Source organism: Mariniluteicoccus flavus (assembly GCF_054776655.1).
Genome location: NZ_BAAHBN010000001.1, coordinates 164,878 through 189,655, shown reverse-complemented (window position 1 = coordinate 189,655; position 24,778 = coordinate 164,878). Strand labels below are relative to the sequence as shown.

At 71.9% G+C, this 24,778-nt stretch carries 18 protein-coding genes; 14 read left to right on the top strand and 4 right to left on the bottom strand.

All coding sequences use genetic code 11. The annotated features are described in order from the left end of the window. Positions 1–10: 10 nt before the first annotated feature. Positions 11–3,583, bottom strand: coding sequence for a methionine synthase (gene metH, locus ACYVAG_RS00905; RefSeq protein ID WP_460765312.1), 3,573 nt, complete (start codon positions 3,581–3,583; stop codon positions 11–13). A gap of 94 nt (positions 3,584–3,677) precedes the next feature. Between metH and ACYVAG_RS00900 the strand changes: the two genes are divergently transcribed. Continuing rightward, the gene (locus tag ACYVAG_RS00900) at positions 3,678–4,574 is read left to right on the top strand and encodes a methylenetetrahydrofolate reductase (protein WP_460765310.1); all 897 of its coding nucleotides are present in this window, start codon (positions 3,678–3,680) and stop codon (positions 4,572–4,574) included. A 169-nt stretch (positions 4,575–4,743) separates the two neighbouring features. Continuing rightward, positions 4,744–5,067 (top strand): hypothetical protein, encoded by a 324-nt coding sequence (locus tag ACYVAG_RS00895; RefSeq protein ID WP_460765308.1) that lies wholly within the window; start codon positions 4,744–4,746, stop codon positions 5,065–5,067. 91 nt (positions 5,068–5,158) lie between these two features. Here ACYVAG_RS00895 and ACYVAG_RS00890 read toward each other — a convergent pair whose 3' ends face one another. Genes ACYVAG_RS00890 through ACYVAG_RS00880 form a run of 3 tightly spaced genes read right to left on the bottom strand, consistent with a single transcriptional unit; the run spans position 5,159 to position 9,580 of the window. Next, positions 5,159–7,387 (bottom strand): transglutaminase family protein, encoded by a 2,229-nt coding sequence (locus tag ACYVAG_RS00890; RefSeq protein WP_460765306.1) that lies wholly within the window; start codon positions 7,385–7,387, stop codon positions 5,159–5,161. Then, positions 7,387–8,655 (bottom strand): DUF58 domain-containing protein, encoded by a 1,269-nt coding sequence (locus tag ACYVAG_RS00885; RefSeq protein ID WP_460765304.1) that lies wholly within the window; start codon positions 8,653–8,655, stop codon positions 7,387–7,389. Before ACYVAG_RS00885 ends, ACYVAG_RS00890 begins: the two co-directional genes overlap by 1 nt. Positions 8,656–8,662: 7 nt before the next feature. Further along, positions 8,663–9,580: an AAA family ATPase gene (locus ACYVAG_RS00880; RefSeq protein WP_460766783.1), complete on the bottom strand. Its 918-nt coding sequence runs from the start codon at positions 9,578–9,580 to the stop codon at positions 8,663–8,665. Between the two features lie 548 nt (positions 9,581–10,128). On the opposite strand from ACYVAG_RS00880, the gene mraZ reads away from it, so the two are divergent. The 12 genes from mraZ to ACYVAG_RS00820 all read left to right on the top strand — a co-directional run bounded on the left by mraZ (position 10,129) and on the right by ACYVAG_RS00820 (position 24,636). After that, positions 10,129–10,569, top strand: a complete 441-nt coding sequence (mraZ, locus tag ACYVAG_RS00875; protein WP_460766781.1) for a division/cell wall cluster transcriptional repressor MraZ — start codon at positions 10,129–10,131, stop codon at positions 10,567–10,569. 210 nt (positions 10,570–10,779) lie between these two features. Beyond that, the gene (rsmH, locus tag ACYVAG_RS00870; RefSeq protein ID WP_460765302.1) at positions 10,780–11,745 is read left to right on the top strand and encodes a 16S rRNA (cytosine(1402)-N(4))-methyltransferase RsmH; all 966 of its coding nucleotides are present in this window, start codon (positions 10,780–10,782) and stop codon (positions 11,743–11,745) included. Beyond that, positions 11,742–12,437, top strand: a complete 696-nt coding sequence (locus ACYVAG_RS00865; protein ID WP_460765300.1) for a hypothetical protein — start codon at positions 11,742–11,744, stop codon at positions 12,435–12,437. Before rsmH ends, ACYVAG_RS00865 begins: the two co-directional genes overlap by 4 nt. Continuing rightward, positions 12,437–14,386, top strand: coding sequence for a peptidoglycan D,D-transpeptidase FtsI family protein (locus ACYVAG_RS00860; protein ID WP_460765298.1), 1,950 nt, complete (start codon positions 12,437–12,439; stop codon positions 14,384–14,386). The genes ACYVAG_RS00865 and ACYVAG_RS00860 overlap by 1 nt, the downstream gene beginning before the upstream one ends. 30 nt (positions 14,387–14,416) lie before the next feature. Next, complete coding sequence (locus ACYVAG_RS00855) at positions 14,417–15,976, top strand: UDP-N-acetylmuramoyl-L-alanyl-D-glutamate--2,6-diaminopimelate ligase (protein ID WP_460765296.1); 1,560 nt, start codon at positions 14,417–14,419, stop codon at positions 15,974–15,976. After that, positions 15,964–17,478, top strand: coding sequence for a UDP-N-acetylmuramoyl-tripeptide--D-alanyl-D-alanine ligase (locus ACYVAG_RS00850; protein ID WP_460765294.1), 1,515 nt, complete (start codon positions 15,964–15,966; stop codon positions 17,476–17,478). Before ACYVAG_RS00855 ends, ACYVAG_RS00850 begins: the two co-directional genes overlap by 13 nt. Continuing rightward, positions 17,475–18,545 carry a phospho-N-acetylmuramoyl-pentapeptide-transferase gene (mraY, locus tag ACYVAG_RS00845; RefSeq protein ID WP_460765292.1) on the top strand — a complete coding sequence of 357 codons (1,071 nt, stop codon included), beginning with the start codon at positions 17,475–17,477 and terminating at the stop codon, positions 18,543–18,545. The genes ACYVAG_RS00850 and mraY overlap by 4 nt, the downstream gene beginning before the upstream one ends. Positions 18,546–18,580: 35 nt before the next feature. After that, positions 18,581–20,065 (top strand): UDP-N-acetylmuramoyl-L-alanine--D-glutamate ligase, encoded by a 1,485-nt coding sequence (murD, locus tag ACYVAG_RS00840; protein ID WP_460766778.1) that lies wholly within the window; start codon positions 18,581–18,583, stop codon positions 20,063–20,065. Between the two features lie 9 nt (positions 20,066–20,074). Beyond that, positions 20,075–21,358 carry a putative lipid II flippase FtsW gene (gene ftsW / locus ACYVAG_RS00835; protein WP_460765290.1) on the top strand — a complete coding sequence of 428 codons (1,284 nt, stop codon included), beginning with the start codon at positions 20,075–20,077 and terminating at the stop codon, positions 21,356–21,358. Between the two features lie 13 nt (positions 21,359–21,371). After that, positions 21,372–22,490: an undecaprenyldiphospho-muramoylpentapeptide beta-N-acetylglucosaminyltransferase gene (gene murG / locus ACYVAG_RS00830; RefSeq protein ID WP_460765288.1), complete on the top strand. Its 1,119-nt coding sequence runs from the start codon at positions 21,372–21,374 to the stop codon at positions 22,488–22,490. 8 nt (positions 22,491–22,498) lie between these two features. Next, positions 22,499–23,923, top strand: coding sequence for a UDP-N-acetylmuramate--L-alanine ligase (gene murC / locus ACYVAG_RS00825; RefSeq protein ID WP_460765286.1), 1,425 nt, complete (start codon positions 22,499–22,501; stop codon positions 23,921–23,923). After that, positions 23,920–24,636: a cell division protein FtsQ/DivIB gene (locus tag ACYVAG_RS00820; RefSeq protein ID WP_460765284.1), complete on the top strand. Its 717-nt coding sequence runs from the start codon at positions 23,920–23,922 to the stop codon at positions 24,634–24,636. Before murC ends, ACYVAG_RS00820 begins: the two co-directional genes overlap by 4 nt. Positions 24,637–24,778 lie beyond the last annotated feature (142 nt).

The following is a 24,778-nucleotide window of genomic DNA, read 5'->3' as shown; positions in this document are numbered from 1 at the left end:
TACGCCGGCTTCAGCGCGCGTTGAAGTAGTACGCCTGCGGGTGGTGCACGACCATCGCATCGGTCGACTGCTCCGGGTGGAGCTGCAGCTCCTCCGACAGCTCGACGCCGATGCGCTCCGGTTCCAGCAGGCGGGTCAGCGTACGCCGGTCCTCGAGCTCCGGGCACGCCGGATAGCCGAACGAATAGCGACATCCGCGGTAGGCCTGGTCACGCACCATCACGTCCACGTCGCCGTCGTCGGCGGCGCCCAGCCCCAACTCGTCGCGGACCCGCGCGTGCCACATCTCCGCCAGCGCCTCGGTCAGCTGCACCGACAGGCCGTGCAGCTCGAGGTAGTCCCGATAGGAGTCGCCCGCGAACAGCTCGCCGGTGACCTTGGCGACCTGCGCGCCCATCGTGACCAGCTGCAGGGGGAGCACGTCGAAGCCCTCGGCCTCGGCGGCCTCCCGCGTACGGAAGTAGTCGGCGAGGCAGAGGCGGTCGCCGCGGCGCTGGCGGGGGAAGGTAAAGCGGGCGAGCTCCTCGACTCGTCGCTGCGCTCCTCGCTCGGAGAGCGTTCCGGGGTCCTGCGCTCCTCGCTCGGAGAGCGTGTCCTCCAGCGACTCCGGGTTCACCAGCACCAGCGTGTTCCCCTCGGCATAGCAGGGGAAATAGCCGTAGACGACAGCGAACTCCGCGATCTTCTCGCGGTGGATGCGGTCGAGCCACGCGCGCAGCCGCGGGCGGCCCTCGGTCTCGACGAGTTCCTCGTACGACACCCCGCCCCGCGTGCCCTTCAGGCCCCACTGGCCCATGAACGTCGCGCGCTCGTCGAGCCAGGTCGCGACGTCGGCGAGCTTGATGCCCTTGACGACCCGGGTGCCCCAGAACGGCGGCGTCGGCAAGTCGGCCGGCTCGACCGCGGCCGACCGCTCGGTCGACTCCTCGACCTCGAGGTCGGGGGTCGTCGCCTTGACCCGGCGTACGCGGGGCTCCGGGAGCGCCGCCCCCGGTACACCGCGCTTCACGCCCATCACCGCGTCCATGAGGCGCAGCCCCTCGAAGGCGTCGCGGGCATACCGGACCTCCCCGGCGTACAGCTCGAGGAGGTCCTGCTCCACGTACGCCCGCGTGAGCGCGGCCCCGCCGAGCAGCACCGGATATTGCGCGGCGACGCCGCGCGCGTTGAGTTCCTCGAGGTTCTCCTTCATCACGACGGTCGACTTCACGAGCAGGCCGGACATGCCGATCGCGTCGGCGCGGTGCTCCGCGGCGGCGTCGAGGATGGCGTTGACCGGCTGCTTGATGCCGAGGTTGACCACCGTGTAGCCGTTGTTGGTCAGGATGATGTCGACGAGGTTCTTGCCGATGTCGTGGACGTCGCCCTTGACCGTGGCGAGCACGATCGTGCCCTTGCCCTGGTCATCGGCCTTCTCCATGTGGGGCTCGAGGTGGGCGACGGCCTTCTTCATCACCTGCGCCGACTGGAGCACGAACGGCAGCTGCATCGTGCCGTTGCCGAACAGCTCGCCGACGACCTTCATGCCGGCCAGCAGGTCGTCGTTGACGATCTCGAGCGCCTTCTTGTCCGCCAGCGCCTCGTCGAGGTCGGCCTCGAGGCCCTTCTCCTCGCCGTCGATGATGCGGCGCTGCAGGCGCTCGGCGACCGGGAGACCGGCCAGCTCGGCGGCCCGCTCGGCCTTCGCGTCGGCCGTGGTGACGCCCTCGAACAGCTCGAGGAACCGCGTCAGCGGGTCATAGCCCTCGCGGCGGCGGTCGTGGACGAGGTCGAGCGCGACCTCGCGCTGCTCGTCGGGGATGCGGTTCATCGGCTGGATGCGTGCGGTGTGGACGATCGCCGAGTCGAGCCCGGCCTCCACGCACTCGTGCAGGAACACCGAGTTCAACACCACGCGCGCGGCCGGGTTGAGCCCGAACGACACGTTGGACACGCCCAGGGTGGTGCGTACGCCGGGGTAGGCGGCCTTCAGGCGCCGGATGGCCTCGATGGTCTCGAGGCCGTCGCGGCGGGTCTCCTCCTGGCCGGTGGCGATGGGGAAGGTGAGGCAGTCGACGATGATGTCGCCGACGTCCATGCCCCAGTTGCCGGTGAGGTCGTCGATGAGGCGCGAGGCGACGCGGACCTTCCAGTCGGCGGTGCGGGCCTGGCCCTCCTCGTCGATGGTCAGCGCGACGACGGCGGCGCCGTGCTCCATGACCAGCGGCATGATGCGGGCGAAGCGGGAGTCGGGCCCGTCGCCGTCCTCGTAGTTCACCGAGTTGATGACGCACCGCCCGGCCAGCCGCTCGAGCCCGGCCCGGATGACGGGCGGCTCGGTCGAGTCGAGCACGATGGGCAGCGTGCAGGCCGTCGCGAGGCGCGCGGCGATCTCGTCCATGTCGGCGACGCCGTCGCGGCCGACGTAGTCGATGCAGAGGTCGAGCAGGTGGGCGCCGTCCTTGACCTGCTCGCGCGCGATCTCGACGCACTCGTCGATGTTGCCGGCGAGCATCGCCTCGCGGAACGCCTTCGAGCCGTTCGCATTGGTGCGCTCGCCGATCGAGAGGTAGGACACGTCCTGGGCGAGGGGGACCTCGGCGTACAGGGAGGAGACGGCGCTGACCGGCTCGACCTTGCGTACGCCGCGCTCCGGCGCCTCGCCGAGCGCCGCGACGAGGCGCGAGATGTGCTCCGGCGTGGTGCCGCAGCAGCCGCCGACCAGCGCGAGGCCGTGGTCGCGGACGAAGCCCGTCATGGCCTCGGCGAACGCGTCGGGGCCCAGCGGATAGCGGGCGCCGTCGGAGGTCAGCTCGGGCAGGCCGGCGTTCGGCATGCAGCCGACCTGGATGCGGGCGTGGCGCGCGAGGTGGCGCAGGTGCTCGCCCATCTCGGCAGGGCCGGTGGCGCAGTTGAGGCCGAGGACGTCGATGCCGAGCGGCTCGAGCGCGGTGAGCGCGGCGCCGATCTCCGAGCCGAGCAGCATCGTGCCGGTCGTCTCGACGGTCACGTTGACGATGAGCGGCACGTCGCGGCCGGTCGCGCCGATGGCGTCGCGCGCGCCGATGATCGCGGCCTTGGCCTGCAGCAGGTCCTGGCAGGTCTCGACCAGCACGCCGTCGACGCCGCCGGCGACCATGGCCTCGACCTGGGTGCGGTAGGCCTCGCGGAGCTCGGAGAAGCGCACGTGGCCGAGCGTCGGCAGCTTGGTGCCGGGGCCGACGGAGCCGAGGACCCAGCGGGGGGCGTCGTCGGTGGAGTGACGGTCGGCGGCGGCGCGGGCGATGCGGGCGGCGGCGCCGGCGAGCTCGGCGATGCGGTCGGCGATGCCATATTCGCCCAGGGCCGCGAGGTTCGTGCCGAACGTGTTGGTCTCGATGGCGCGGGCGCCCGCGGCCAGATAGGCCTCGTGGATCGCGTCGACGATGTCGGGCCGCGTCACCGACAGCACCTCGTTGCAGCCGTCGTGGCCCTCGAAGTCGTCGAGTGTCAGCTCATAGCCCTGCAGCATCGTCCCCATCGCCCCGTCGGCCACGACGACGGAGTCGGTCAGGGCGGTGCGCAGGGACGAGGGTGCCGGGCGTACGGACGTGGTTGGGCTCACCGGGGCAATGTACGGCGCGTCACACCCGACCGTCACCTCGTCCACAGCCTGAACGCGGCCGGGCGTACGCGGGCACCTGTGACACCGTGACCCCATGACACCGCGCACCACGATCACCGAAGACCTGGTCTCGGCGGCGCGCCCCATGATGTCCTTCGAATATTTCCCGCCGCGCAACGTCGCCGAGGCCTGGGACCTCCAGTCGACCGTCCTCGACCTCGCGCCGATGGAGCCCGACTTCGTGGCCGTCACCTATGGCGCGAACGGGTCGAACCGCGACCGCACCGTCGAGACCATCACCGCGCTGGCGCGGCGCGACGACGTCCGCGTGATGGGCCACCTCACGTGCACCGACCAGTCGCGGTCCGAGCTCGAGCACGTCATCGACGCGTACGCCGCCGCCGGCGTCCGCCACGTGCTGGCCATCCGCGGCGACGCGCCGGCGGGGGAGCCGGTCTGGAGGGCCCACCCCGAGGGACTGTCGAGCGCGACGGAGCTGGTCGAGCTCGTGCGCTCGCGCGGCGATTTCTGTGTGGGCGTCGCGGCGTTCCCGCACGGCCATCCGGAGGGCGACGCCGACCTCGACGCGCGCATCCTCAAGGCGAAGTGCGACGCGGGCGCGGAGTTCGCGATCACGCAGTTGCTGTTCGACGCGGACGCGTACGCGGAGCTGGTCGACCGGTCGCGGGCGGCGGGGTGTGACATCCCGATCCTGCCGGGCATCATGCCGCTGACGTCGCTCAAGCAGATCACGCGGTTCGAGGGGCTGGCGGGCGCGCCGCTGCCGGCGGCGATGGTCGAGCGCGTGCAGGCGGCTGGGGACGACCCCGCGGAGGTACGCCGGGTCGGCATCGGCCTGGCCGTGGAACTCTGCGAGCGGCTGCTGGAACTGGGGGCCCCCGGCCTGCACTTCTTCACGCTGAACCGCTCGCGGGCGACGCGGGAGATCCACGAGCACCTGGTGGCGAAGGGATCGCCGGCGGCGCGGTGAGGGTCACTCCCGAGCTAATCAGGTCAACTGTCCACGATGGTTCCGGCAATCGTTTCCGGCTCGCTTTCCTGTGGTAAAAGGTGTGCTTTTCGGAGTCGTTTTCACCTTTGGACATTCCTCATTTCAGGGGGATGATCCAAGGGAGAACACCCTCGAGAAAGGCATCGCCATGACCCACACCCAGGCCGAGACGCACACCCACACCCACGGACCCGACTGCGGCCACGAGGCGGTCATCCACCTCGACCACGTCGACTACCTCCACGACGGCCACGCCCACCGCGAGCACACCGACGGCGGCGCGGTGCACTACGACGAGTGCGCCACCTGCTCGTGCAACGACTGCGACGACGTGTGTGCAACCTGCACGTGCGCGGACTGCACCTGTGCGACCTGCAACCACAACACCTGCGAGTGCGCGAACTGCTCCGACTCCTGCGCGAACTGCTCGTGCAAGGACTGCACCTGCAGCTCGTGCAGCCACGCTGCCTGATTCAGCACGCCCAACGCGCCCCCACCCTCGACAGGTGGGGGCGCCTTCGCATGTGTGGGCACGAGCGGGGTGCGCCCGTGCCCCGCGCTGGCTACAGCTTGCCGAACAGCCTCGCCCACAGCGACTTCGGCCACCACGTCGCCAGCAGTCGGTCGCCCGGCTCCGCCTGGTCGATCACGCCGGCCCGGACCTGGTCGGTCAGGGCGGCGAGGTCGGTGTTGAGCTCGAGGGACCGCGCGTACCGCGCCCGTTCCACCTGGAGCGCCAGCACCCGCATCGACTTCGCCGAGGTCGGGTCCAGGTCGTGGGCCAGCACGGCGCCGATCACGCGCGGTGAGCCCGCCGGCCAGCGGCCCCCGTGGTCGATGACGGTGTCCTTGACCTCGGCCCAGGCGCGCTCCACCCGCTCGGCGGGCTCGCCGCCGTCGGCGAGGCGCGCGTCACGGCGACGTGAGCGCACGAGCATCGGCGCGGCTGCGAGCGCCGCGGCCAGGGCCACGAGCAGCGCGGCGAGGCCGGCACGCTTCCACGGGAAGCCCGGCTCGGCCGGGGGCACGGGCACCTGCGAGGGCTCCGGCTCCGGGGTCGGGGTCGGTTCCTGCGACGGTGCGACGGTCTCGGCCGGCGCGGGCGAGGGCGAGGCGCCCGGGTTGTTCGAGCTGCCGGTGTTGGAGGTCACCGTCCATGCGGGCGGGGACGCCACCGAGGGAGTCGGCTCGAACCGCACCCAGCCATAGCCGTCGAACCACAGTTCCGGCCAGGCGTGCATGTCGCGGATCTGGACCTCGTACTGGTCACCGTTGCGCTGGCCCGGCAGGAAGCCGACCGAGACGCGCGACGGGATGCCGGCGATGCGGGCCATCATCGCCATCGACGTGGCGAACTGCTCGCAATAGCCCTTCTTGTCGCGGAACAGGAAGTTCTCGATGGCCTGGTAGCCCGAGCCCGGCTGGGGTTCGGTCGAATACTGGAACTCCGAGCTCCGCAGGTAGGCCTGGATCGCCGCCGCCTTCAACGCCGGGGTCGACTGGTTGTTCGTCAGCTCGAGGGTCTTGTTGATCAGGCTGTCGGGCAGGTCCTGGGGGATCGGCATCGTCAGCTGGGCGTCGGGCGGGTTGCCGGCCGGGGCGGACGCCAACCCGGGCCCGTCGGGCTCGATGTCATAGCTGGTCACCGAATAGCCCAGGCCCGAGAGCTGCTGCATGCGGTCGGCCCCGGTGGCCAGCACGACCAGCGAGTCGCGGTCATAGCTCCACTCGCCCCTGGCGTCGAAGCTGTCGGTCGCGAACGGCAGCGGGAGATATTCCGCGCGGAAGTCAGACACCTGGATCTGGGTCCTGCGTACCTTCTGGGTCGCCGTGGTCTTCACACCTGGCGCCGGCGGCAGGTCGGTGCCGCCGGTCAACTGCATGGCGGCGTTCTGCCAGCCCGCGTTGCTGAACACGGGCAGCGAGGCCATGCGGAGGTACGCGCCGCTCGGCTGGTCGGTGCGGTAGGTGATGACCGTCCGGTTCTCCGGCTGGTTCAGGTTGCGGCGCAGGTCGAGGGTCGGGTCCTGCAGCGTCAGGGGGCCGTCGTGCCCCTTCGGCTTGGTCAGGCCCCAGCCCTGCGACGTGAGGATCGGCACGGCGCTGCCGAGCAGCATCGTCAGGATCACCGCGGGCACGGCGACCAGGCCCGCCAGTCGCCACGCGAGGGGACCGGCGCTGAGGTCGGCCGAGCTGCGGCGTACGCCCCGCGGCCAACGCTCGGCGGTGTTGATGCCCTCGGCCAACAGGATGGCGAGATAGCCGACCCCGATGAGGACGAAGTTGAGGATGCCGACGTCGTCGCGCAGGCCCAGGGCCGGCCCGAGGAACAGGAACGACAGGGGAGCGAGCGCCCACACCGGACGGTCGATGCCCTGCACCATCATGTCGGTGACGATGAAGATGATGCCGACGGCGGTGACGAAGAGCATGCGTACGCCGGGGTGTTCCGGCATCGGGGCCGCCATCGTCCGCATGTGGTCGATGGCGCCGCGGAAGAGGTCGAGGAAGCGGCTGAGGATGTTGGCCGACTCGCCGCCGCCGACGCCGAGCGAGACGGCGAACACGAACCCGAGCAGCACGAGCAGGCTCACCCCGAGGACGAGGCCCTCGCCGAGGCGGAGGCGGCGCAGCACGACGCCGACCGCGCCGAGCGCGATGACGAGGATGACCGACAGGACCAGATAGGACCAGTCGACGGTGAAGGGCTTGAGGGTGAACGCCGCGAGGATGACCGCGAAGACGGTCGCGATCGTGTAGCGGTCGGAGATCTTGAGGGTCGGACGTGCCATCAGCTCAGCCCTCCCATGCGCTCGAGGTCGCGCCAGGCATCGGCGAGGTCGGTGGTGCGGCGCACTTCGACGACGCGCCACAGGTGGTGCTTCAGGGTGGCGATCGCTTCGTCGTGGGCCGCCTGCTGGTCGGCATCGGCGCGCTCGCGGCGGGGCACGAACGAGTCGACGTCGACCACCATCGCGAGTCCCTGGGCGCGGTGGCGCCGCGTACGCAGGAGCACCTCGGCGTCCTGGGGCGTCAGCCGACCGGTCACGGCCACGATGAGCTGGCCCTGGGCGCCGAGCATGCTCGCCTGGAGGCCCTGCGACAGGAGGCGGGCCTTCGACGTGCGGGCGTCGGTGAACGTCGTCAGGACGTGCTGGTGGGTGGTCTGGAAGGAGCGATCGGCCTCCGGGGCCATCATGGCGCCGTCGGCGTCGAACAGTTCGACGTTGAAGCCGTCGTCGAGGAAGTGCATGGCGACCGACGCAGCCGCGGAGACCGCGTACTCGAACGAGGAGTCGTGGCCCACGCCGCCGTGGGCCGAGGCGCGCGAGTCGAGGACGAGCGTGACCGCCGGGTCCCAGGCCTGCTCCTCGCGGCGCACCATCAGCTCGCCGCGGCGCGCGGTCGAGCGCCAGTGGACGCGGCGCACGTCGTCGCCCTGGCGGTATTCGCGCACCAGCACGTCGTCGTGGCCGATCACACCGACCTTCTGGGGCCGCGATTCGCCCTGCGAGCCGCCGCCGGTGATGTTGCTCATGGACGTGAGGGCGTGGACCTTCGGCGTCACCATCACCTCGGAGGTCGCGGTGAACTGGCGGTCGAACTTCACCAGGCCGAAGGTGTCGGTCGAGCGGACCAGCAGCGGGCCGATCGTGAACCGGCCGCGCTGGTGGCCGGTGATCGGATAGTTGATGTCGCGTTCCCACGCGCCCGCGGTGTTGTTCACCGAGAACCGCGGCCGGCGGCCGAGCTCCGGCGGCACGTGCTCCTCGAACTTGAGCATGCCGGCCGGGAGGTTGCCGCGCTTGGTCAGCTTCAGGCGCCCCTCGAGGGCCTGGCCGATCTCGATCTGGCCCTGCTCGAAGCCGCGCTCGCAGGCGAGCCGGAGCCGCGTACGCGCGATCAGGAGCAGCGCGACGGCCGGCAGGAGCACGAGCAGGGCGCCGAGCCAGAGCACGTCACGCTGACCCAGGAGCATCGCCCCACCGACGAGGCCGAGGCCGACGAGCAGGAAGAACTTGCCCCTGGGTGTGAGGAGGTTCCACGGGTTGCGCTTCAACAGCCGCTCACTTGTCGGGGACGGGGACCGACCGGACGATCGCCGCGATGATGTCGTTCACCGAGTGGCGCGCCAGCTGGGCGTCGGTCGAGGGCAGGACGCGGTGGGACAGCACCGGGCCGGAGAGGAAGGCCACGTCGTCGGGGCTCACGTAGTCGCGGCCCTGCAGGGCGGCGTGGGCGCGCGAGGCGCGGAGGAGCTGGAGCGACGAACGCGGCGAGGCGCCGAGGCGCAGCTCGCGCGACTGGCGGGTCGCAGACACGACCTCGATGAGGTATTCCTTCACCGCGGGGGCCACATAGACGGTCTTGCAGGCGTCGATGAGGCCCTGGATCGACGCGGCGTCGGTGACGGGCTTGAGGACGCGCAGCGGGTCCTTCGAGCCGTGGTGTTCGAGCATGTCGAGCTCGGAGCTCTTGGTGGGGTAGCCCATCTGGATGCGGGCCATGAAACGGTCGCGCTGGGCCTCGGGGAGGGGATAGGTGCCCTCCATCTCGATGGGGTTCTGGGTCGCGACGACCATGAAGGGGAGCTCGAGCTCATAGGTGATGCCGTCGACCGACACCTGGCGCTCCTCCATTGACTCGAGGAGGGCCGACTGGGTCTTCGGCGAGGCGCGGTTGATCTCGTCGCCCACGACGATGTTCGCGAAGATGCCGCCCGGCTTGAACTCGAACTCGCGCCGCTCCTGGTTGTAGACCGAGACGCCGGTGATGTCCGACGGCAGCAGGTCGGGCGTGAACTGGATGCGGCGGACCGAGGAGTCGATCGACTTGCCGATCGCCTTGGCCAGCATTGTCTTGCCGACGCCGGGGACGTCCTCGAGCAGCAGGTGTCCCTCGGCCAGGAGCACGACCAGGGCGATGTCGATGGGCTCGCGCTTGCCCTCGATGACCGATTCGATGGCCTCGCGGACGCGGCCCATCACGGTCACGACGTCCTGGATGCTGCCCTGGCGGGGGCCGGCGCCGCGGCGTCCGATGATCGGGTTCGACGCGGTGTGCGGGCCAGACTCGTGGCGATCGCCCGGGTGGGTGGAGCTCAACTCGTCCTCCGTTTTGACTCGACTGGTTCTGGGCGCGCCGCGCCGGGGGCGTGGCGTCCGAGGCCCCACCCTACGCGGTCGGTCGAAAGATAACGATTCGGGATCGGCGGGGGGCGGTCGGTGCTCCCCGGCGCTCCACCGGACGCTCCCTTTCGCTCCACCGGGGGTGTGAAAAGTGCGCAGGTGTGCGGATTTCGCGGCTTGGGGTGGCGTGCGCGGGGCGTGTTGGGCGCAGGTGTGCGCATTTCGCGGCTCGGGGCGGGGTACCCCCGGCGTGTTGGGCGCACCTGTGCACTTTTCACACCCCGGCCCCCCCGACACGACCCGAATCACCCGAGAAACTTGCCCAAAGTGGGGGGAAGTGGAGTACGGTGGAGCGCAGTGGAGCGAGATGGCTCGACTCGGGGAGCGGGGAGGTGACCTCAGAGATGTTTTTGGGGACCCACCAACCGAAGCTCGACGAGAAGGGTCGCTTCTTCCTCCCGGCGAAGTTCCGCGAGGAGCTCGCCGAGGGTCTGGTCATCAGCCGCGGTCAGGACCGCTGTCTGGCGATCTATCCCGAGGCGACGTTCCTGGACATCGCCCGCAAGATGGCGTCCGGTCCCTCGACCGTGAAGGGTGTCCGCGACTTCCAGCGCATGCTGGCGGCCGGGGCGTCCAACGAGGTCCCGGACAAGCAGGGCCGCCTGACGGTGCCGCCCCAGCTCCGCGCGTACGCGGGGTTGGACAAGGACATCGTCGTGGTCGGTGCCATCGACCGGGTCGAGGTGTGGGACTCGGCGGCGTGGGAGCACTACTCCGCGGAGCAGGAATCGGTGTTCGCCGAGATGAACGAAGAGGTCTTCCCGGGACTCGCCCTCGGCGAGTGAACGGGACGGTCCATGGGGTGAGGCTTCGGCCCGAGAGACGAGTGAGCTGGCGCACCTTCCCCGGTGCCAGATCACACTTCCCGCGTCTTTCGGGACGAAACCTGGCCCCATGGCCCGGCCGTGGCGCCTGAGCCGCGGCCAGGTCGCGACGAGGACGGTCAACCAGCACGAGCTCCAGCACCACCGGCACGGAACCAGGGGAGGGTCGAGATGCAGCAGCAGCCCGCGGCGCGCCACGTGCCGGTCATGTGCGCCCGCATCGTCGACCTGCTGGAGCCCGCGCTCGCCGAGCCGGGCTCTGTCCACGTCGACTGCACCCTCGGCCTCGGCGGCCACGTGGAAGCGGTCCTCGAGCGCTGCCCGCAGGCCCGCGTCATCGGCATCGACCGCGACCCCCAGGCCATCGCCCACGCCACCGAGCGCCTCGCCCGCTTCGGCGACCGCTTCACCGCGGTCGAGGCCGTCTATGACGAGCTCCCCGACGTGCTCGCGGAACTGGGCGTACGCCGGGTCCAGGGCGTCCTGGCCGACCTCGGCCTCAGCTCGCTGCAGATCGACCGCGCGGACCGCGGCTTCGCGTACGCCCACGACGCGCCGCTCGACATGCGCATGGACAGCCAGCAGGACGTCACGGCCGCGACGTTGGTGAACACTTGGTCGGCCGGCGAGCTCGCCCGCATCCTCAAGTGGTGGGGCGAGGAGCGCTTCGCCGATCGCATCGCCCGCCGCATCGTCGCCGCCCGCGAGGCCGACGGCCCGTTCGAGACCTCGGCGCGCCTGGTGCAGGTCATCGCCGACGCCATCCCGATGGCCGCCCGCAAGACCGGCGGACACCCGGCCAAGCGCACCTTCCAGGCCCTGCGCATCGAGGTGAACCGCGAGCTCGAGGTGCTCGACCGCTATCTCCCCGCCGCGGTCGGCAGCCTCGCCGTGGGCGGGCGCATCGCCGTGCTGGCCTATCACTCCCTCGAGGACCGCGCCGTCAAGACGGTCCTGCGCAAGGGGTCCGAGAGCCGCGCCCCCCGCAACCTCCCGGTCGTGCCGCCCGGCATGGGCCCCGAGCTCCGCCTGGTCACCCGCGGCGCCGAGAAGCCCGACGACGACGAGGTCGCCACCAACCCCCGCGCGGCGTCCGCCCGGCTCCGCGTCGCCGAACGCATCGAGGAGGCATCATGAGCGCCCTGCACCAGACCGAGCACCCCGTCGACCGCGCCCCGCGGACGTTCCTGCGACTGGTGCCGCGGCCGCGTACGCAGGTCGGGCGCACGCCGTTCCTCCTCATCGTCGCCGGCATCCTCGCCGTCGGCATGGTGGGGCTGCTGCTCCTCAACACCCACCTGCAGAACCAGGCGTTCGAGGCCAACCGGCTCAAGCGCGAGACGGCGGCCCTCGCGTATCAGGAGGGTGAACTCGAACAGGCGCTCGTGGTGGCCTCGTCGACCACCGAGCTGACCCGCCGGGCGACGGCGCTCGGCCTGCGGCCCAACCGCGGCATCGCCTACGTCAACCTCGCCGACGGCAAGATCGCCGGCTACCCGATGAAGGAGGACGGCCTCTATCTCCCCGAAGCGCTCGAGCTGTCGCCCGAGGAGCGTCGCGCCAACAACGAGAAGGAGGCGACGAACGCGGCCGACCACCGGCGCGATGTCGAGCAGAAGGCCGTCGAGGCCGCCCGGCAGCGCCTGCTGGACGCGCGCGCGAAGGCCGAGGCCGAGGCGCGCGCCAAGGCGGAGGCCGACGCCCGTGCCCGCGGCCAGGCCAACCCGCCCCAGGCCAACCAGCCCCCCGCCAACCAGCCCCAGGCCAACCAGCCGGCCAACGCCCCACGGACCAACCAGCCCCAGATGAACGCCGCGGGAGGCCGCTGATGGAACGTCGTACGCCCGACCGCGCCGCGCGTCCCGCTCGTCGGCCCGCCCCCCGCCCATCACGGACGCCCGACCGCGCCCGTACGCCCGACCGCGCCCGGACGCCCGACCGCGCCCGCGCCGCGGCCCGGATCCGCGCCGCGCGGCGCGGCCACCGCCCGCCGATGCGCATCCCGCTGGCGAGCGGGGCCCATCGGGTGCGGATCGTCCTGATCGCCTTCGCCGTCGTCGTGTCGCTCTGCGGCGGCCGCCTGCTCCAGCTGCAGGGCTTCGACTCTGACGCCAACGCGGCCACCGCCGCCAGCAAGATGACCCAGACCGTCAAGTTGCCCCCGTCGCGGGGCACCGTGACCGACCGGTTCGGCACCATCTACGCCGAGACCGCCCCGGCCGTCCTCGTCTTCTGCGACCCGACCCTCATCAATCCTGCCCCCGGCACCCTGGGTGCGAACGGGAAGCCGATGCCGAACCACGTCGACACCGTGGCCGACCTGTTGATGAAGCACGTCGGGGGCGTCCGCGACGACTACGTCAAGGCCCTCACCAAGGGGGGCGGCTCCCGCTACTCCGTCGTGGCGCGCAAGGTTCCCGCGGCCTCCTACCAGCGGCTGGCGGCCGACCTCGCCGCCGCCAAGATCTATGGCATCGCCCGCGAGTCCGACCCCATCCGCATCTATCCGGAGAAGCAGTCGGCGGCGTCGATCATCGGTTTCGTCGGCGCCGACAACAAAGGTCTGGACGGGCTCGAGTTCTCCATGAACCGTGAGATGTCGGGTGTCGAGGGCCAGGAGATCTTCGAGGCGTCGCAGGGCTATCGAATCCCGCTCGGCACGAACGTCGTCATGCCGCCGCGGAACGGCGTCAACTACCAGCTCACGCTCGACGCCGAGCTGCAGGCCGTCGCCGAGCGCGCGATCGCCGACGCCGTCAAGGGCTCCCAGGCCAAGTCCGGCACGGCCATCACCATGAACATCAAGACCGGCGAGGTCCTCGCCATGGCCAACGCGCCGTCGTTCGACCCCAACGCGCCCGCCTCCGCCCGCACCGAGGACCTGTCGAACCGCGCCGTGACGCAGGCCTTCGAGCCGGGATCGGTCCAGAAGGTCCTGACCATGGCGGCCCTCGTCGACGCCGGCCACACCTCGGCCGACACGCGCCTCGTGGTGCCCCCGAACATCAGCTCGGGCGGCGCGACGGTCAAGGACGTCTGGCCGCACGGGTACGCCAACCTGACCGCCCGCGGCGTGCTGATGTATTCGTCGAACATCGGCACGATCATGCTGGCGCGCCAGATGGAGACCGAGCGCTACCGCGCGTACCTCGCGTCGTTCGGGCTCGGCCAGAAGACCGGCATCGAGCTCCCCGGCGAGGCCACCGGCTTCCTGCCGGAGAAGATGACCGGGGCGCAGCGCGACCAGATCTCGTTCGGGCAGGGCCTCTCGGTGACCGCGCTGCAGAACGCCGCGGCTGTCGCCGGCGTGCTCAACGGAGGCGTCTACAACCCGCCGACCATCCTCCGCTCCGCCACCGACGCCGACGGCAACAAGGTCGACCTGCCGGCCCGCCAGCCGCAGCGCCGGGTGGTCTCCGAGGCGACGTCGAAGGAGGTCGCCTCCATGATGGAGACCGTGGTCGCCCCCGACGGCTTCGCGCGGGATTTCAAGTTCGCCGAATACCGCATGGGCGGCAAGACGGGAACGTCGGAGAACTTCGACGTCAAGGCGGGCAAATACTCGGGCTACACCGCGTCGTTCATCGGCATGGCGCCGGCCGACGACCCCCAGATCCTCACCTACATCGTCGTCAACGAGCCCCTCAACGGCCACACCGGCGGCGGCGTCGCCGGACCTCCCTATTACGACATCATGCGCACCGCCCTGCCGCGCTACGGCGTACCCCTCCAGTCGACGCCGCCGTCGCGCGCCGTCACCAAGGGCTACACGTGGTGAGGGTGTCGCCGACCACACGATGCCGCCGACTTGGATAGCGTCGACACCGTGACCGTCCAACCCCTGCGTCCCGACCGCCGCCCCCTGCCACTGGGGACCGCCGTCGGGCTCGCGGACGTCCCCGCCGTCCACGTCAGCGGCGCGACCCTGGACTCGCGACTCGTGTGCCCCGGCGACCTCTACATCGCCCTCCCCGGAACGCGGGTCCACGGGGCGGCGTACGCGGACGAGGCCGTCGCCCGCGGTGCGGCCGCGATCCTCACCGACGCGGCGGGGCGTACGCAGGTCTCCGCCGACGTGCCCGTCGTCGTCGTCGACGACCCGCGCGGCGCCATGGCGCGCGCGGCGGCGACGATCTACGGCGACCCGGCCGAGGAACTGACGATGTTCGGCGTGACCGGCACCAACGGCAAGACCACCACCGCGTTCATGGTCGCCGACGCGCTGCGGGCGACGGGCCGGAGCGTCGGGACCATCGGCACGATCGGCTTCCTCCTCGACGGGGTGGCGCTCGAGGGGGCGCGCACCACGGTGACGACGCCCGAGTCGCCCGAGCTGCAGGCCCTCCTGGCCGTCATGGCCGAGCGCGGCGCCGACGCCGTCGCGATGGAGGTGTCGTCACACGCCATGGCGCTCCACCGCGCCGACGCGATCACCTTCGACGTCGCCGGTTTCACCAACCTGGGCCGCGACCACCTCGACTTCCACGGCACGATGGAGGACTACTTCGCGGCCAAGGCGTCCCTGTTCACCGCCGAACACGCGCGGTCGGGCGTCATCAATGCCGACGACGCGTGGGGCGTACGCCTGCTCGACCAGGTGCGCCGGTCCGGCGACGTCGCCGCCCACAGCTGCGGCTGGGAGTCCGAGGCCGACTACCGCGTACGCGAGGTCGGCGCCCGGGGCGACGGCCGCCTCGACGTGGTCCTGACCACCCCGTCCGGCGACCTCGGCTTCGTGCTCGGGCTGCCGGGCGACCACAACGTGCGGAACGCGGCGACGACGCTGGCCATGGTCGACGTCGCCGGGCTCGACGCCCGTGCCGCCAGCCTCGGCCTCGCCGACGTCACCGTCCCGGGCCGCCTCCAGCGCATCGGGCTGGGCGAGGGCGCGCCCGAGGCGTACGTCGACTTCGCCCACACCCCCCAGGCCGTGACGGCCGCGGTCGACGCGTTCGCCGGGGCCCGTGCCCAGGGGCGCCGCCTCGTCGTGGTCGTGGGGTGCGGCGGCGACCGCGACGCCACCAAGCGGGGACCGATGGGCGCGGCCGCGGCGCGCGCCGACGTCGCCGTGGTCACCGACGACAACCCGCGGTCGGAGGACCCGGCCGCGATCCGCTCGGCGACGCTGGCGGGAGCACGCGAGGCGGCCTCCGGCGCCGAGGTCGTCGACGGCGGCGACCGGCGCTCGGCGATCGCGTACGCGCTCGAGGCCGCCGGACCCGACGGCATCGTGGCGGTGCTGGGCAAGGGCCACGAGCAGGGCCAGGACATCGGCGGCGTCGTGACGCCGTTCGACGACGTGGCCGTCATCACCGAGGAATGGGCGCGCCTGCGCGGCCAGGAAGGGGAGTCCCCGTGGAAACGCTGACCCTCGCCGAGCTGGCCCGCATAGTCGGCGCCTCCGTCCCCGACGGGGGAGGAGCCGATCGCCCGGTCGGGCCCGACGTCTGCATCGACTCCCGGCAGGCCACGCCCGGCTCCCTGTTCGTCGCGTTCGCCGGTGAGCACGTCGACGGCCACGACTACATCGCGGCCGCCGCCGCCGGCGGCGCCGCCGCCTCCCTCTGCCAGCGCGTGCCCGACGGGCTCGCCGCCGACGTCGCCGCCGGATGCCTCGTGGTCGACGACCCCCAGGCCGCGCTCGGCCGGCTCGCCCGCCACGTCGTGGACGCCACGGCCGGCCTCACGGTCGTCGGGGTCACCGGCTCGGCCGGCAAGACCTCCACCAAGGACCTCATCGCCCAGATCCTAGAGCCCGCGGGGGAGACCGTCGCGCCCGTCGGCTCGTTCAACAACGAGATCGGCCTCCCGCTGACCGCGACCCGCGTGGGCGCCTCGACGCGCTTCCTCGTCGCCGAGATGGGAGCGCGCGGGCTGGGCCACATCGCCCACCTCTGCACGCTGACCCCGCCGAAGATCGGGGTCGTGCTCAACGTGGGCCAGGCCCACGTCGGCGAGTTCGGTTCGCAGGAGAAGATCGCCGTGGCCAAGGGCGAGCTCGTCGAGGCCCTGCCGGCCGACGGCTGGGCCGTCCTCAACGGCACCGACCCGCTCGTGGCGGCCATGGCCGGGCGTACGCGGGCCCGGGTGGCACTGTTCTCCGCCGGCGGCCAGCCCGACGAGGGCGCCGACCTGGCCGTGTGGGCTTCCGACGTGGAGGCCGACGACCTCGACCGGCACGCGTTCACGCTGAACGTGCGGGGCGGCGACTCCGCGCCTCCAACGGGGGATGCCGTACGCACCGCGCGGGTCCAGCTGCAGCTGGTCGGCCGTCACCAGGCCGACCCCGCGACGGCCGCCGACGCCGCCGCGCTCGCCGCCGGACTCGACCTCGGGGCCATCGCCGCGGCGCTGGCCGCGGCCCGGCCCCGCTCGCGCTGGCGCATGGAGGTCTCCGAGCGCGCCGACGGCGCCGTGGTCATCAACGACGCCTACAACGCCAACCCTGACTCGATGATCGCCGCGGTCGAGACGCTCGCGGCGATGGGGCGCTCGCGCCGGCGTACGCGCCCGGGCGCCGAGACCTGGGCGGTGCTCGGCCAGATGCACGAGCTGGGCGACACCGCCGCGGCCGAGCACGAGGCCACGGGACGCGCCGTGGGCTCGCTCCAGATCGACCATCTGGTGGCCTTGGGGGAGAATGCTGGGGACATGGTGTCCGGGGCGACCTCGGCCGGCTGCCCCGACGCCCGTGTCGTGGCCGACCGCGACGCCGTGGCCGGACAGCTCGACCTCGGGCCCGACGACATCGTGCTCGTGAAGGCCTCGCGCGCGGTGGGGCTGGAGAAGGTGGCCGAGGTCCTCCTGGCGGAGGGCGCGACCGCGGACGAGACGCGAACGAACGAGACACGAACGGGAGACGCAGAGTGAAGACGATCCTGCTCGCGGCGGCGCTGGCGATGATCTTCACGCTGCTCGGCACCCGCCTGGCGATCGGCATCCTCGTGAAGAACGGCTACGGCCAGTTCATCCGCGACGACGGCCCGACCGGCCACCACACCAAGCGCGGTACGCCGACCATGGGCGGCATCGTCGTCATGATCGCCGTCGTGCTGGCCTATTTCCTGGCCCACCTCTTCACGTGGCGGCCGCCGACGGCGTCCGGCCTGCTGGTGCTCTATCTGTTCCTCGGCACCGGCATCATCGGCTTCCTCGACGACTGGACGAAGATCTCGAAGCAGCGCTCGCTCGGGCTCGACTCGAGGGCCAAGCTCATCGGCCAGTCGGTCGTGGCGGCGTCGTTCGGCTGGTTCGCCCTGCAGTTCCCTGACGAGCGTGGCGTGACGCCGGCCTCGCAGTTCATCTCGTTCCTCGACGACATCCCGCTGCTGAAGCTGCACTGGTTGCTCGCCATCGCCTGGATCATGCTCCTGGTCGCGGCCGCCTCGAACGCGGTGAACCTCACCGACGGCCTCGACGGGCTCGCCACCGGCGCCTGCACGATGGTGTTCGGCGCCTACACGCTGGTCAACATCTGGCAGTACAACCAGTCGTGCGCGTCCCTCGACTCGGCGGGTCCCAAGTGCTACGAGGTGCGCGACCCCTATGACCTCGCGGTGGTCTCGGTGGCGCTCGCCGGGGCCTGCTTCGGCTTCCTGTGGTGGAACACCAAGCCCGCGAAGATCTTCATGGGCGACTCGGGCTCGCTGTCGCTCGGCGGCGCGCTGGCCGGGCTCGCGATCTTCACCCGCACCGAGCTGCTGCTCGTCATCCTCGGCGGCCTGTTCGTGATCATCACGCTGTCGGTGATCCTGCAGGTCGGCTATTTCAAGCTCACCAGGGGCAAGCGGCTGTTCAAGATGGCGCCGCTGCAGCACCACTTCGAGCTGATGGGGTGGGGGGAGTCGACGATCGTCGTGCGCTTCTGGATCATCTGCGGGATCTGCGTGTGCCTGGGCCTCGGCATGTTCTATGCGGAGTGGGTGGCGGCGCAGTGACCTCTTCTTTTTCTTCTTCTTCTTCCCACTCGCCCCTGGACCCCGCCAACCGGCCCCAGCTCAACCGCGCCCCGGTCGAGCACCGGCTGTGTGTCGTGGTGGGCCTCGGCCGGTCGGGCCTCGCCGCCGCCGACGGGCTGCTCGAGGCCGGGGCGCGCGTGATCGTGCTCGACGACGCCGACACCGAGGGCAACCGCGACAAGGGCAACCTGCTGACCGAGCTCGGCGCCGAGGTGCGCCTCGGGCCGGGCTCGACCGACGCGCTGCCGGAGGGGGCCGAGCTCGTCGTGGCCTCGCCGGGGTTGCGCCCGGTCACGCCGATCCTGCGCGCGGCCGCGGAGTCCGGCGTACCGGTGTGGTCGGAGGTGGAGCTCGCCTGGCAGCTCTCGTCGGCCCACCTGCCGCCCGCCGAGCGCATCCCGTGGGTCGGCGTCACCGGCACCAACGGCAAGACGACGACGGTCCAGATGACCGAGTCGATCCTGACCGCCGCCGGCCTGTCGGTCGCGCTCGTCGGCAACGTCGGCCGGCCCGTGATGGAGGCGGTGCTCGACAGCGACACGCGCTATGACGCGTACGTCGTCGAGCTGTCGAGCTTCCAGCTCCACTCGACCCACTCGCTGCAGCTCCACTCGGCGGCCGTGCTGAACCTCCAGCCCGACCACCTGGAGTGGCACGCCTCGCTGGAGGAGTACGCGGCCGACAAGGCCCGGATCTTCGAGCGCGTCACCCACGCCTGCGTCTACAACGTCGACGACCCGGCCACCGAGCGCATGGTCGAGGACGCCGACGTCACCGAGGGCGCCCGCGCGATCGGGTTCACGCTCGGCTCGCCGGGGCTGTCGATGCTGGGGGTCGTGGACGACCTCCTGGTCGACCGCGCCTTCATCGAGCAGCGCCAGAACTCGGCGCTCGAGCTGGCCAAGGTCGACGACGTCCAGCCGTACGCCCCCCACAACGTCGCGAACGCCCTGGCGGCGGCGGCCCTGGCGCGCAGCCTCGGCGTACCCGCGTCGGCGGTGGCGCGCGGCCTGCGCGACCTGCGCCTGGGCGGCCACCGCATCGAGACCGTGGCCGAGATCGGGGGCGTGACCTACGTCGACGACTCCAAGGCGACCAACCCCGCCGCCGCGGCGTCGTCGATGAAGGCGTTCGACTCGATCGTGTGGGTCGCCGGTGGCCAGGCCAAGGGCACGTCGTTCGACGAGCTCGTCCCGGCGATGGCGAAGCGCCTGCGGGGTGCGGTGCTGCTCGGCGTCGACCGCGGCGTGGTCAAGGACGCACTTGACCGACACGCGCCCGACGTCCCCGTCATCGTCGTCGACGCTGGCGATGATGGGGCCATGACCGAGGCCGTCACGGCCGCCGCGTCGCTGGCCTCGCCCGGCGACACGGTCCTGCTGGCCCCCGGCTGCGCCTCACTCGACATGTTCGCGGGCTACGGCGCCCGCGGCGACGCATTCGCCGCCGCGGTGAGGGCGCTGGACACGAGCAGGAACACGACGGACACGAGCGACTAAGGAGGGCTGGTGGCGATCCTCACTTCCCCGGGAGCGTCAGCCGACCAGGACGACACGACCACGCGTACGCGGGACCGCCGCACGCGGTCGGCGTCGCGGTCGACGTCCGACCTGGTGCGCAGCGTCCTCGACACGCCGCTCGCCGACTTCTATCTCATCGTCGGCTCCGCGGCGCTGCTGATCGGGCTCGGCCTGATGATGGTGTTGTCGGCCTCGAGCGTGATGGCCTACAAGATCTACGACGACTCCTACTACTTCATCAAGCGCCAGGCGGTGTTCTGCGTGCTGGGCGTGGTCGCCGGGGTCTCCATCGTGGTGCTGGGCGTACGCCGGGTCCGTCTCTTCGCCTGGCCGGCGCTCGGCCTGGGCGCGCTGCTGCTGGCCGCGACCTATGTCGTGGGACGCAACGTCAACGGCAACCAGAACTGGCTCGTCATCGGCTCGTTCAGCCTCCAGCCGTCGGAGTTCGCCAAGCTCGCGATGATCCTGTGGGGCGCCCACATCCTCGCGGTCAAGGAGAAGGTGCTCGACCGGCCCAGCCACCTGCTGGTGCCGTTCCTGCCGTTCACCGGGCTGGTGGTCCTGCTGGTGGTGTTCCAGGGCGACATGGGCACCGCGGTGATCATGGCCGGCATCCTCGCCGGCATCCTGTTCACGGTCGGGACCCCGCTCCGCGTGCTGGCCACCATGGGCCTGGCCGGGACGGCCGGCGTCGCCGCGCTGACACTCATGTCGGCCAACCGCATGCGCCGCCTCAGGGCGTTCCTCGACCCCCACGCCGACCAGCTGTCGACCAACCTGCAGGCCACCGTCGGTGTGTACGCGCTGGCCACCGGCGGCTGGTGGGGCGTCGGCCTCGGGGCGTCGCGCCAGAAGTGGGGCGCCCTTCCGGAGGCCCACACCGACTACATCTTCGCGGTGATCGGCGAGGAGCTGGGCCTCGTCGGGTCGCTGGTCGTGCTCGGCCTCATCCTCGTGCTGGGCGTGGCCGGCTTCCGCGTGGCCCTGCGCTCCGACGACCTGTTCTGCCGCCTCGCCGCGGCCGGGGTGACCACGTGGTTCATGTTCCAGGCCGTCGTCAACCTCGGCGTCGTGCTGCGCATGCTGCCGGTCATGGGCGTGCCGCTTCCGATGGTGTCGTACGGTGGGTCCGCACTTCTCGCCAACATGATGGCCCTGGGTCTTCTGGTCGCCTGTGCGCGCCACGAGCCCGAGGTCCGCGCGTTGGCGGGCACGAAGCGGCGTGCGCCGCAGCCGAAGATGACGACCGTGGTGGGCAGCCGCCGCGGCTGACGACAGGACACCCATGGTCAACATCGCCCTCGCCGGTGGCGGCACCGCCGGCCACACCTCGCCGCTCATCGCCACGGCCGACGCCCTGCGCGCCGCCGACCCGTCGGTGAACCTGATCGCCATCGGCACGCCCAGGGGGCTGGAGTCGCGCGTGATCCCGGCCGCCGGGCTCGAGCTCGCGATGATCCCGCCGGTGCCGATGCCCCGCAAGCCGTCCGTCGACCTCGCCCTCGTCGGGCCGCGCCTGGCCGGCGCGGTGGGCGAGGCGCGCAAGGTCCTCCGGCGCCACCGCGCCGACGTCCTCGTCGGGTTCGGCGGCTATGTGTCGATGCCCGCGTACCTCGCGGCGAAGTCGCTCAAGCTGCCCATCGTGATCCACGAGCAGAACGCGGTCCCCGGGCTCGCCAACCGGGCGGCCGCGAACCTGACCGACGAGGTCTACACCTCGTTCGCCGGCACCCCGCTGAAGAACTCGACGTTCATCGGGCTGCCCGTGCGCCGCTCGATCACCGGTCTCGACCGCGCCGCCCGCCGGGCCGAGGCGCGCGCGAAGTTCGGCCTCGACGCCGACCGCTCCACGCTGCTCGTCTCGGGGGGCTCGCAGGGGGCGCGCTCCATCAACGAGGCCGTCCGCGGCGCGAAGGAGGAGCTGCTCGCCCAGAACGTGCAGGTGCTCCACGTGCTCGGCCAGAAGAACTTCACCGACGCGATGCTGTCGGAGACCAACGACGACACCGGTGCGACCTACCTCCCGGTGGCCTACGTCGAAGCGATGGAGGACGCGTACGCCGCCGCCGACCTGATGATCGCGCGCTCCGGCGCCGGCACGGTCGTCGAGACCGCGGTCATCGGCCTGCCCACCATCCTCGTCCCGCTGCCGCACGGCAACGGCGAGCAGGCCCGCAACGCCGAGTCGCTGGTCCAGGCCGGGGGAGCCCGCCTCCTGGCCGACGACGCGTGCTCGGCGGCGTGGGTCCGCAACGAGGTCCCCGCCCTCATCGGTGACCGCGACGAGCTCGACCGCATGTCGCGCGCCGCGCGCGACCTCGTGCCCGCCAACGCCGCCGAGGTGCTCGCCGAGCGCGTGCTGGCCGTGGCCGGCCGCGCCGCCGGTTCCGCGCGCCGCGCCTGAGGGGTCACGTGAGCAGCGTCTTCGGTTCCCTCGTCCCGCCGGTCGACCTCGTCGCGCCCGGTGACCTCGGGGCGGTCCACTTCATCGCCATCGGCGGGGCCGGCATGTCGGGCATCGCCCGCGCGTACGCCGGCCTCGGCATCGAGGTCTCCGGGTCCGACCAGGCGCCGTCCGAGGCCCTCGACGCGCTGGCGGCCCGGGGCGTACGCACCCACGTGGGCCACGCGGCCGACCAGCTGGGGCGCGCCGAGACCGTGGTCGTGTCGTCGGCGATCCGCGAGGACAACCCCGAGCTGGTCGAGGCGCGCCGCCGCGGACTGCGCGTGTGGCACCGCTCGGCGGCGCTCGGCGCCCTGATGCTCGGACGCAGCGGCATCGCCGTCGGCGGGACCCACGGCAAGACCACGACCACCGGCATGATCGCCCACATCCTGCTCGACCTGGGTCGCGACCCCGGGTTCGTCGTGGGCGCGCCGCTCGCGACGACGGGGGAGTCGGCGGCGCTCGGCGCGCCCGACGCGCCGTTCGTCGTCGAGGCCGACGAGTCGGACGGGTCGTTCCTGCAATACCCGGCGGCGGTCGCCGTCGTCACCAACATCGAGGCCGACCACCTCGACAACTGGGAGACGCCGCAGGCGTACGCGGAGGGCTTCCGCGCGTTCGTCGACGGCGCCGACACGGCGTGGGTGAACCTCGACGACTCCGGGATCGCGGCGCTGCTCGCGGGCCGCGAGGGCGTGCAGGGGTTCGGGTCCGACCCGGCCGCCGCACTCCCCATCGCGGACGTGGTCGCCGAGGGGTTCGGCACGCGCGCCCGGGTCGGTGGGGCAGAACTCGCGCTCCGCGTGCCCGGACGGCACAACGTGTTCAACGCCGCCGCCGCGATCGGGGCCGTGGTCGCGGCCGACCCGACGGTGACGGTGGCCGACGCCTGTGGCGCGCTCGCGACGTTCCGCGGCACGCACCGCCGGTTCACGCCGGTCGGCGCGGTCGACGCGGTCGAGGTGTTCGACGACTACGCCCACCACCCGACGGAGCTGTCCGCCACGCTGGGGGCGGCGCGGGCCGGGGTCGCGGGGCGCGGCGGGCGCGTCATCGCGGTGTTCCAGCCCCACCTGTTCTCGCGTACGCGCGACTTCGCCGCCGAGTTCGGCGAGGCGCTGGCGCTGGCCGACGAGGTCGTGCTGATGGACATCTACGGCGCGCGCGAGGAGCCGATGGCCGGGGTGACCAGCGCGCTGATCGCCGAGCCGTGCCGGGCGGCCGGGGGAGCGGTCCACGAGGTGCACGACCGCGGCGCGGTGGCCCCGCTCGCGGCGTCGCTGGCGGGCCCGGGCGACGTGGTGCTGACCCTCGGTGCGGGCGACGTGACCCGACTGGCGCCCGACATCGTGGCGGCGCTGCGCCGCGTACGCCCAGCAGATCCCGCATGAGCTCGGTCCACGACGCGACCGCCGTCATCGCCGACCGCCGGAAGCGGGGCCGGCGGCGACGCTGGATCGTGATCGGCGTCGCTGCGGCGCTGGTCGCCCTGGTCGCCGGGGGAATCTGGGCGGTGTTCTTCTCGAGCCTGCTGGCGCTGCGCACCGTCGCCGTCACCGGCACCACCATCGTCTCGGACGAGGAGGTCCAACGCGTCGCCGCCGCCCCGGTGGGCCGGCCGCTGGCCCGCGTGGCCGAACGGCCGGTGGCCGAACGGGTCGCGACCCTGCCGCAGGTGCAGTCGGTGACCGTGCGGCGCCACTGGCCCCACACCCTCGACGTCGCGGTGAAGGAGCGGACGCCCGCGTTCGCCCTGGCCCGCGGTGACCGCTGGCTGCTGGTGGACGCGACGGGAGTGGCGTTCCTCGAGGTGGCGCAGCGGCCCGAGGGGTTCCTCCCGGCGACGGCGCCCGACAACGACCCCTCGCTGCTGCGGGGGCTCGCGGCGGTCACGGCCGGACTGCCGCCTGAGCTGCGTACGCAGGTGGAGACCGTGGAGGCGAAGTCGGCCGACACGATCACGCTGAAGCTGAAGGGGCGGGAGGTCGTGTTCGGTTCCGCCGACCAGGTCGAGGTGAAGGCGAAGGTCGCGCTGGCCCTGCTGGCGAGCACGAAGGCCGCGTGGATCGACGTCTCCGCGCCGGGCCATCCGGCGACGCGCTGAGGCCGGCGTACGGGGGTGGGGTCGAGAGCGCCGGCGCACCCTCGATCGACACCCTCAAGTAGGGGTCTAGACCAATCGACCCCCTCCGGTCACATTTGTTGCCACGCGTCTCAGCGGTCTCATAGCCTTGCGAATGCCCTGG

What these genes read in the sequence shown, in the direction of transcription:
- murG (WP_460765288.1), top strand. Translation starts at nt 21,372, where the DNA reads ATGGTCAACATCGCCCTCGCCGGTGGCGGCACCGCCGGCCACACCTCG.
- mraZ (WP_460766781.1), top strand. Translation starts at nt 10,129, where the DNA reads ATGTTTTTGGGGACCCACCAACCGAAGCTCGACGAGAAGGGTCGCTTC.
- ACYVAG_RS00880 (WP_460766783.1), bottom strand. Translation starts at nt 9,580, where the DNA reads ATGGGCCGCGTCCGCGAGGCCATCGAATCGGTCATCGAGGGCAAGCGC.
- rsmH (WP_460765302.1), top strand. Translation starts at nt 10,780, where the DNA reads ATGCAGCAGCAGCCCGCGGCGCGCCACGTGCCGGTCATGTGCGCCCGC.
- ACYVAG_RS00895 (WP_460765308.1), top strand. Translation starts at nt 4,744, where the DNA reads ATGACCCACACCCAGGCCGAGACGCACACCCACACCCACGGACCCGAC.
- ACYVAG_RS00865 (WP_460765300.1), top strand. Translation starts at nt 11,742, where the DNA reads ATGAGCGCCCTGCACCAGACCGAGCACCCCGTCGACCGCGCCCCGCGG.
- ACYVAG_RS00860 (WP_460765298.1), top strand. Translation starts at nt 12,437, where the DNA reads ATGGAACGTCGTACGCCCGACCGCGCCGCGCGTCCCGCTCGTCGGCCC.
- ACYVAG_RS00890 (WP_460765306.1), bottom strand. Translation starts at nt 7,387, where the DNA reads ATGGCACGTCCGACCCTCAAGATCTCCGACCGCTACACGATCGCGACC.
- ACYVAG_RS00820 (WP_460765284.1), top strand. Translation starts at nt 23,920, where the DNA reads ATGAGCTCGGTCCACGACGCGACCGCCGTCATCGCCGACCGCCGGAAG.
- ACYVAG_RS00900 (WP_460765310.1), top strand. Translation starts at nt 3,678, where the DNA reads ATGACACCGCGCACCACGATCACCGAAGACCTGGTCTCGGCGGCGCGC.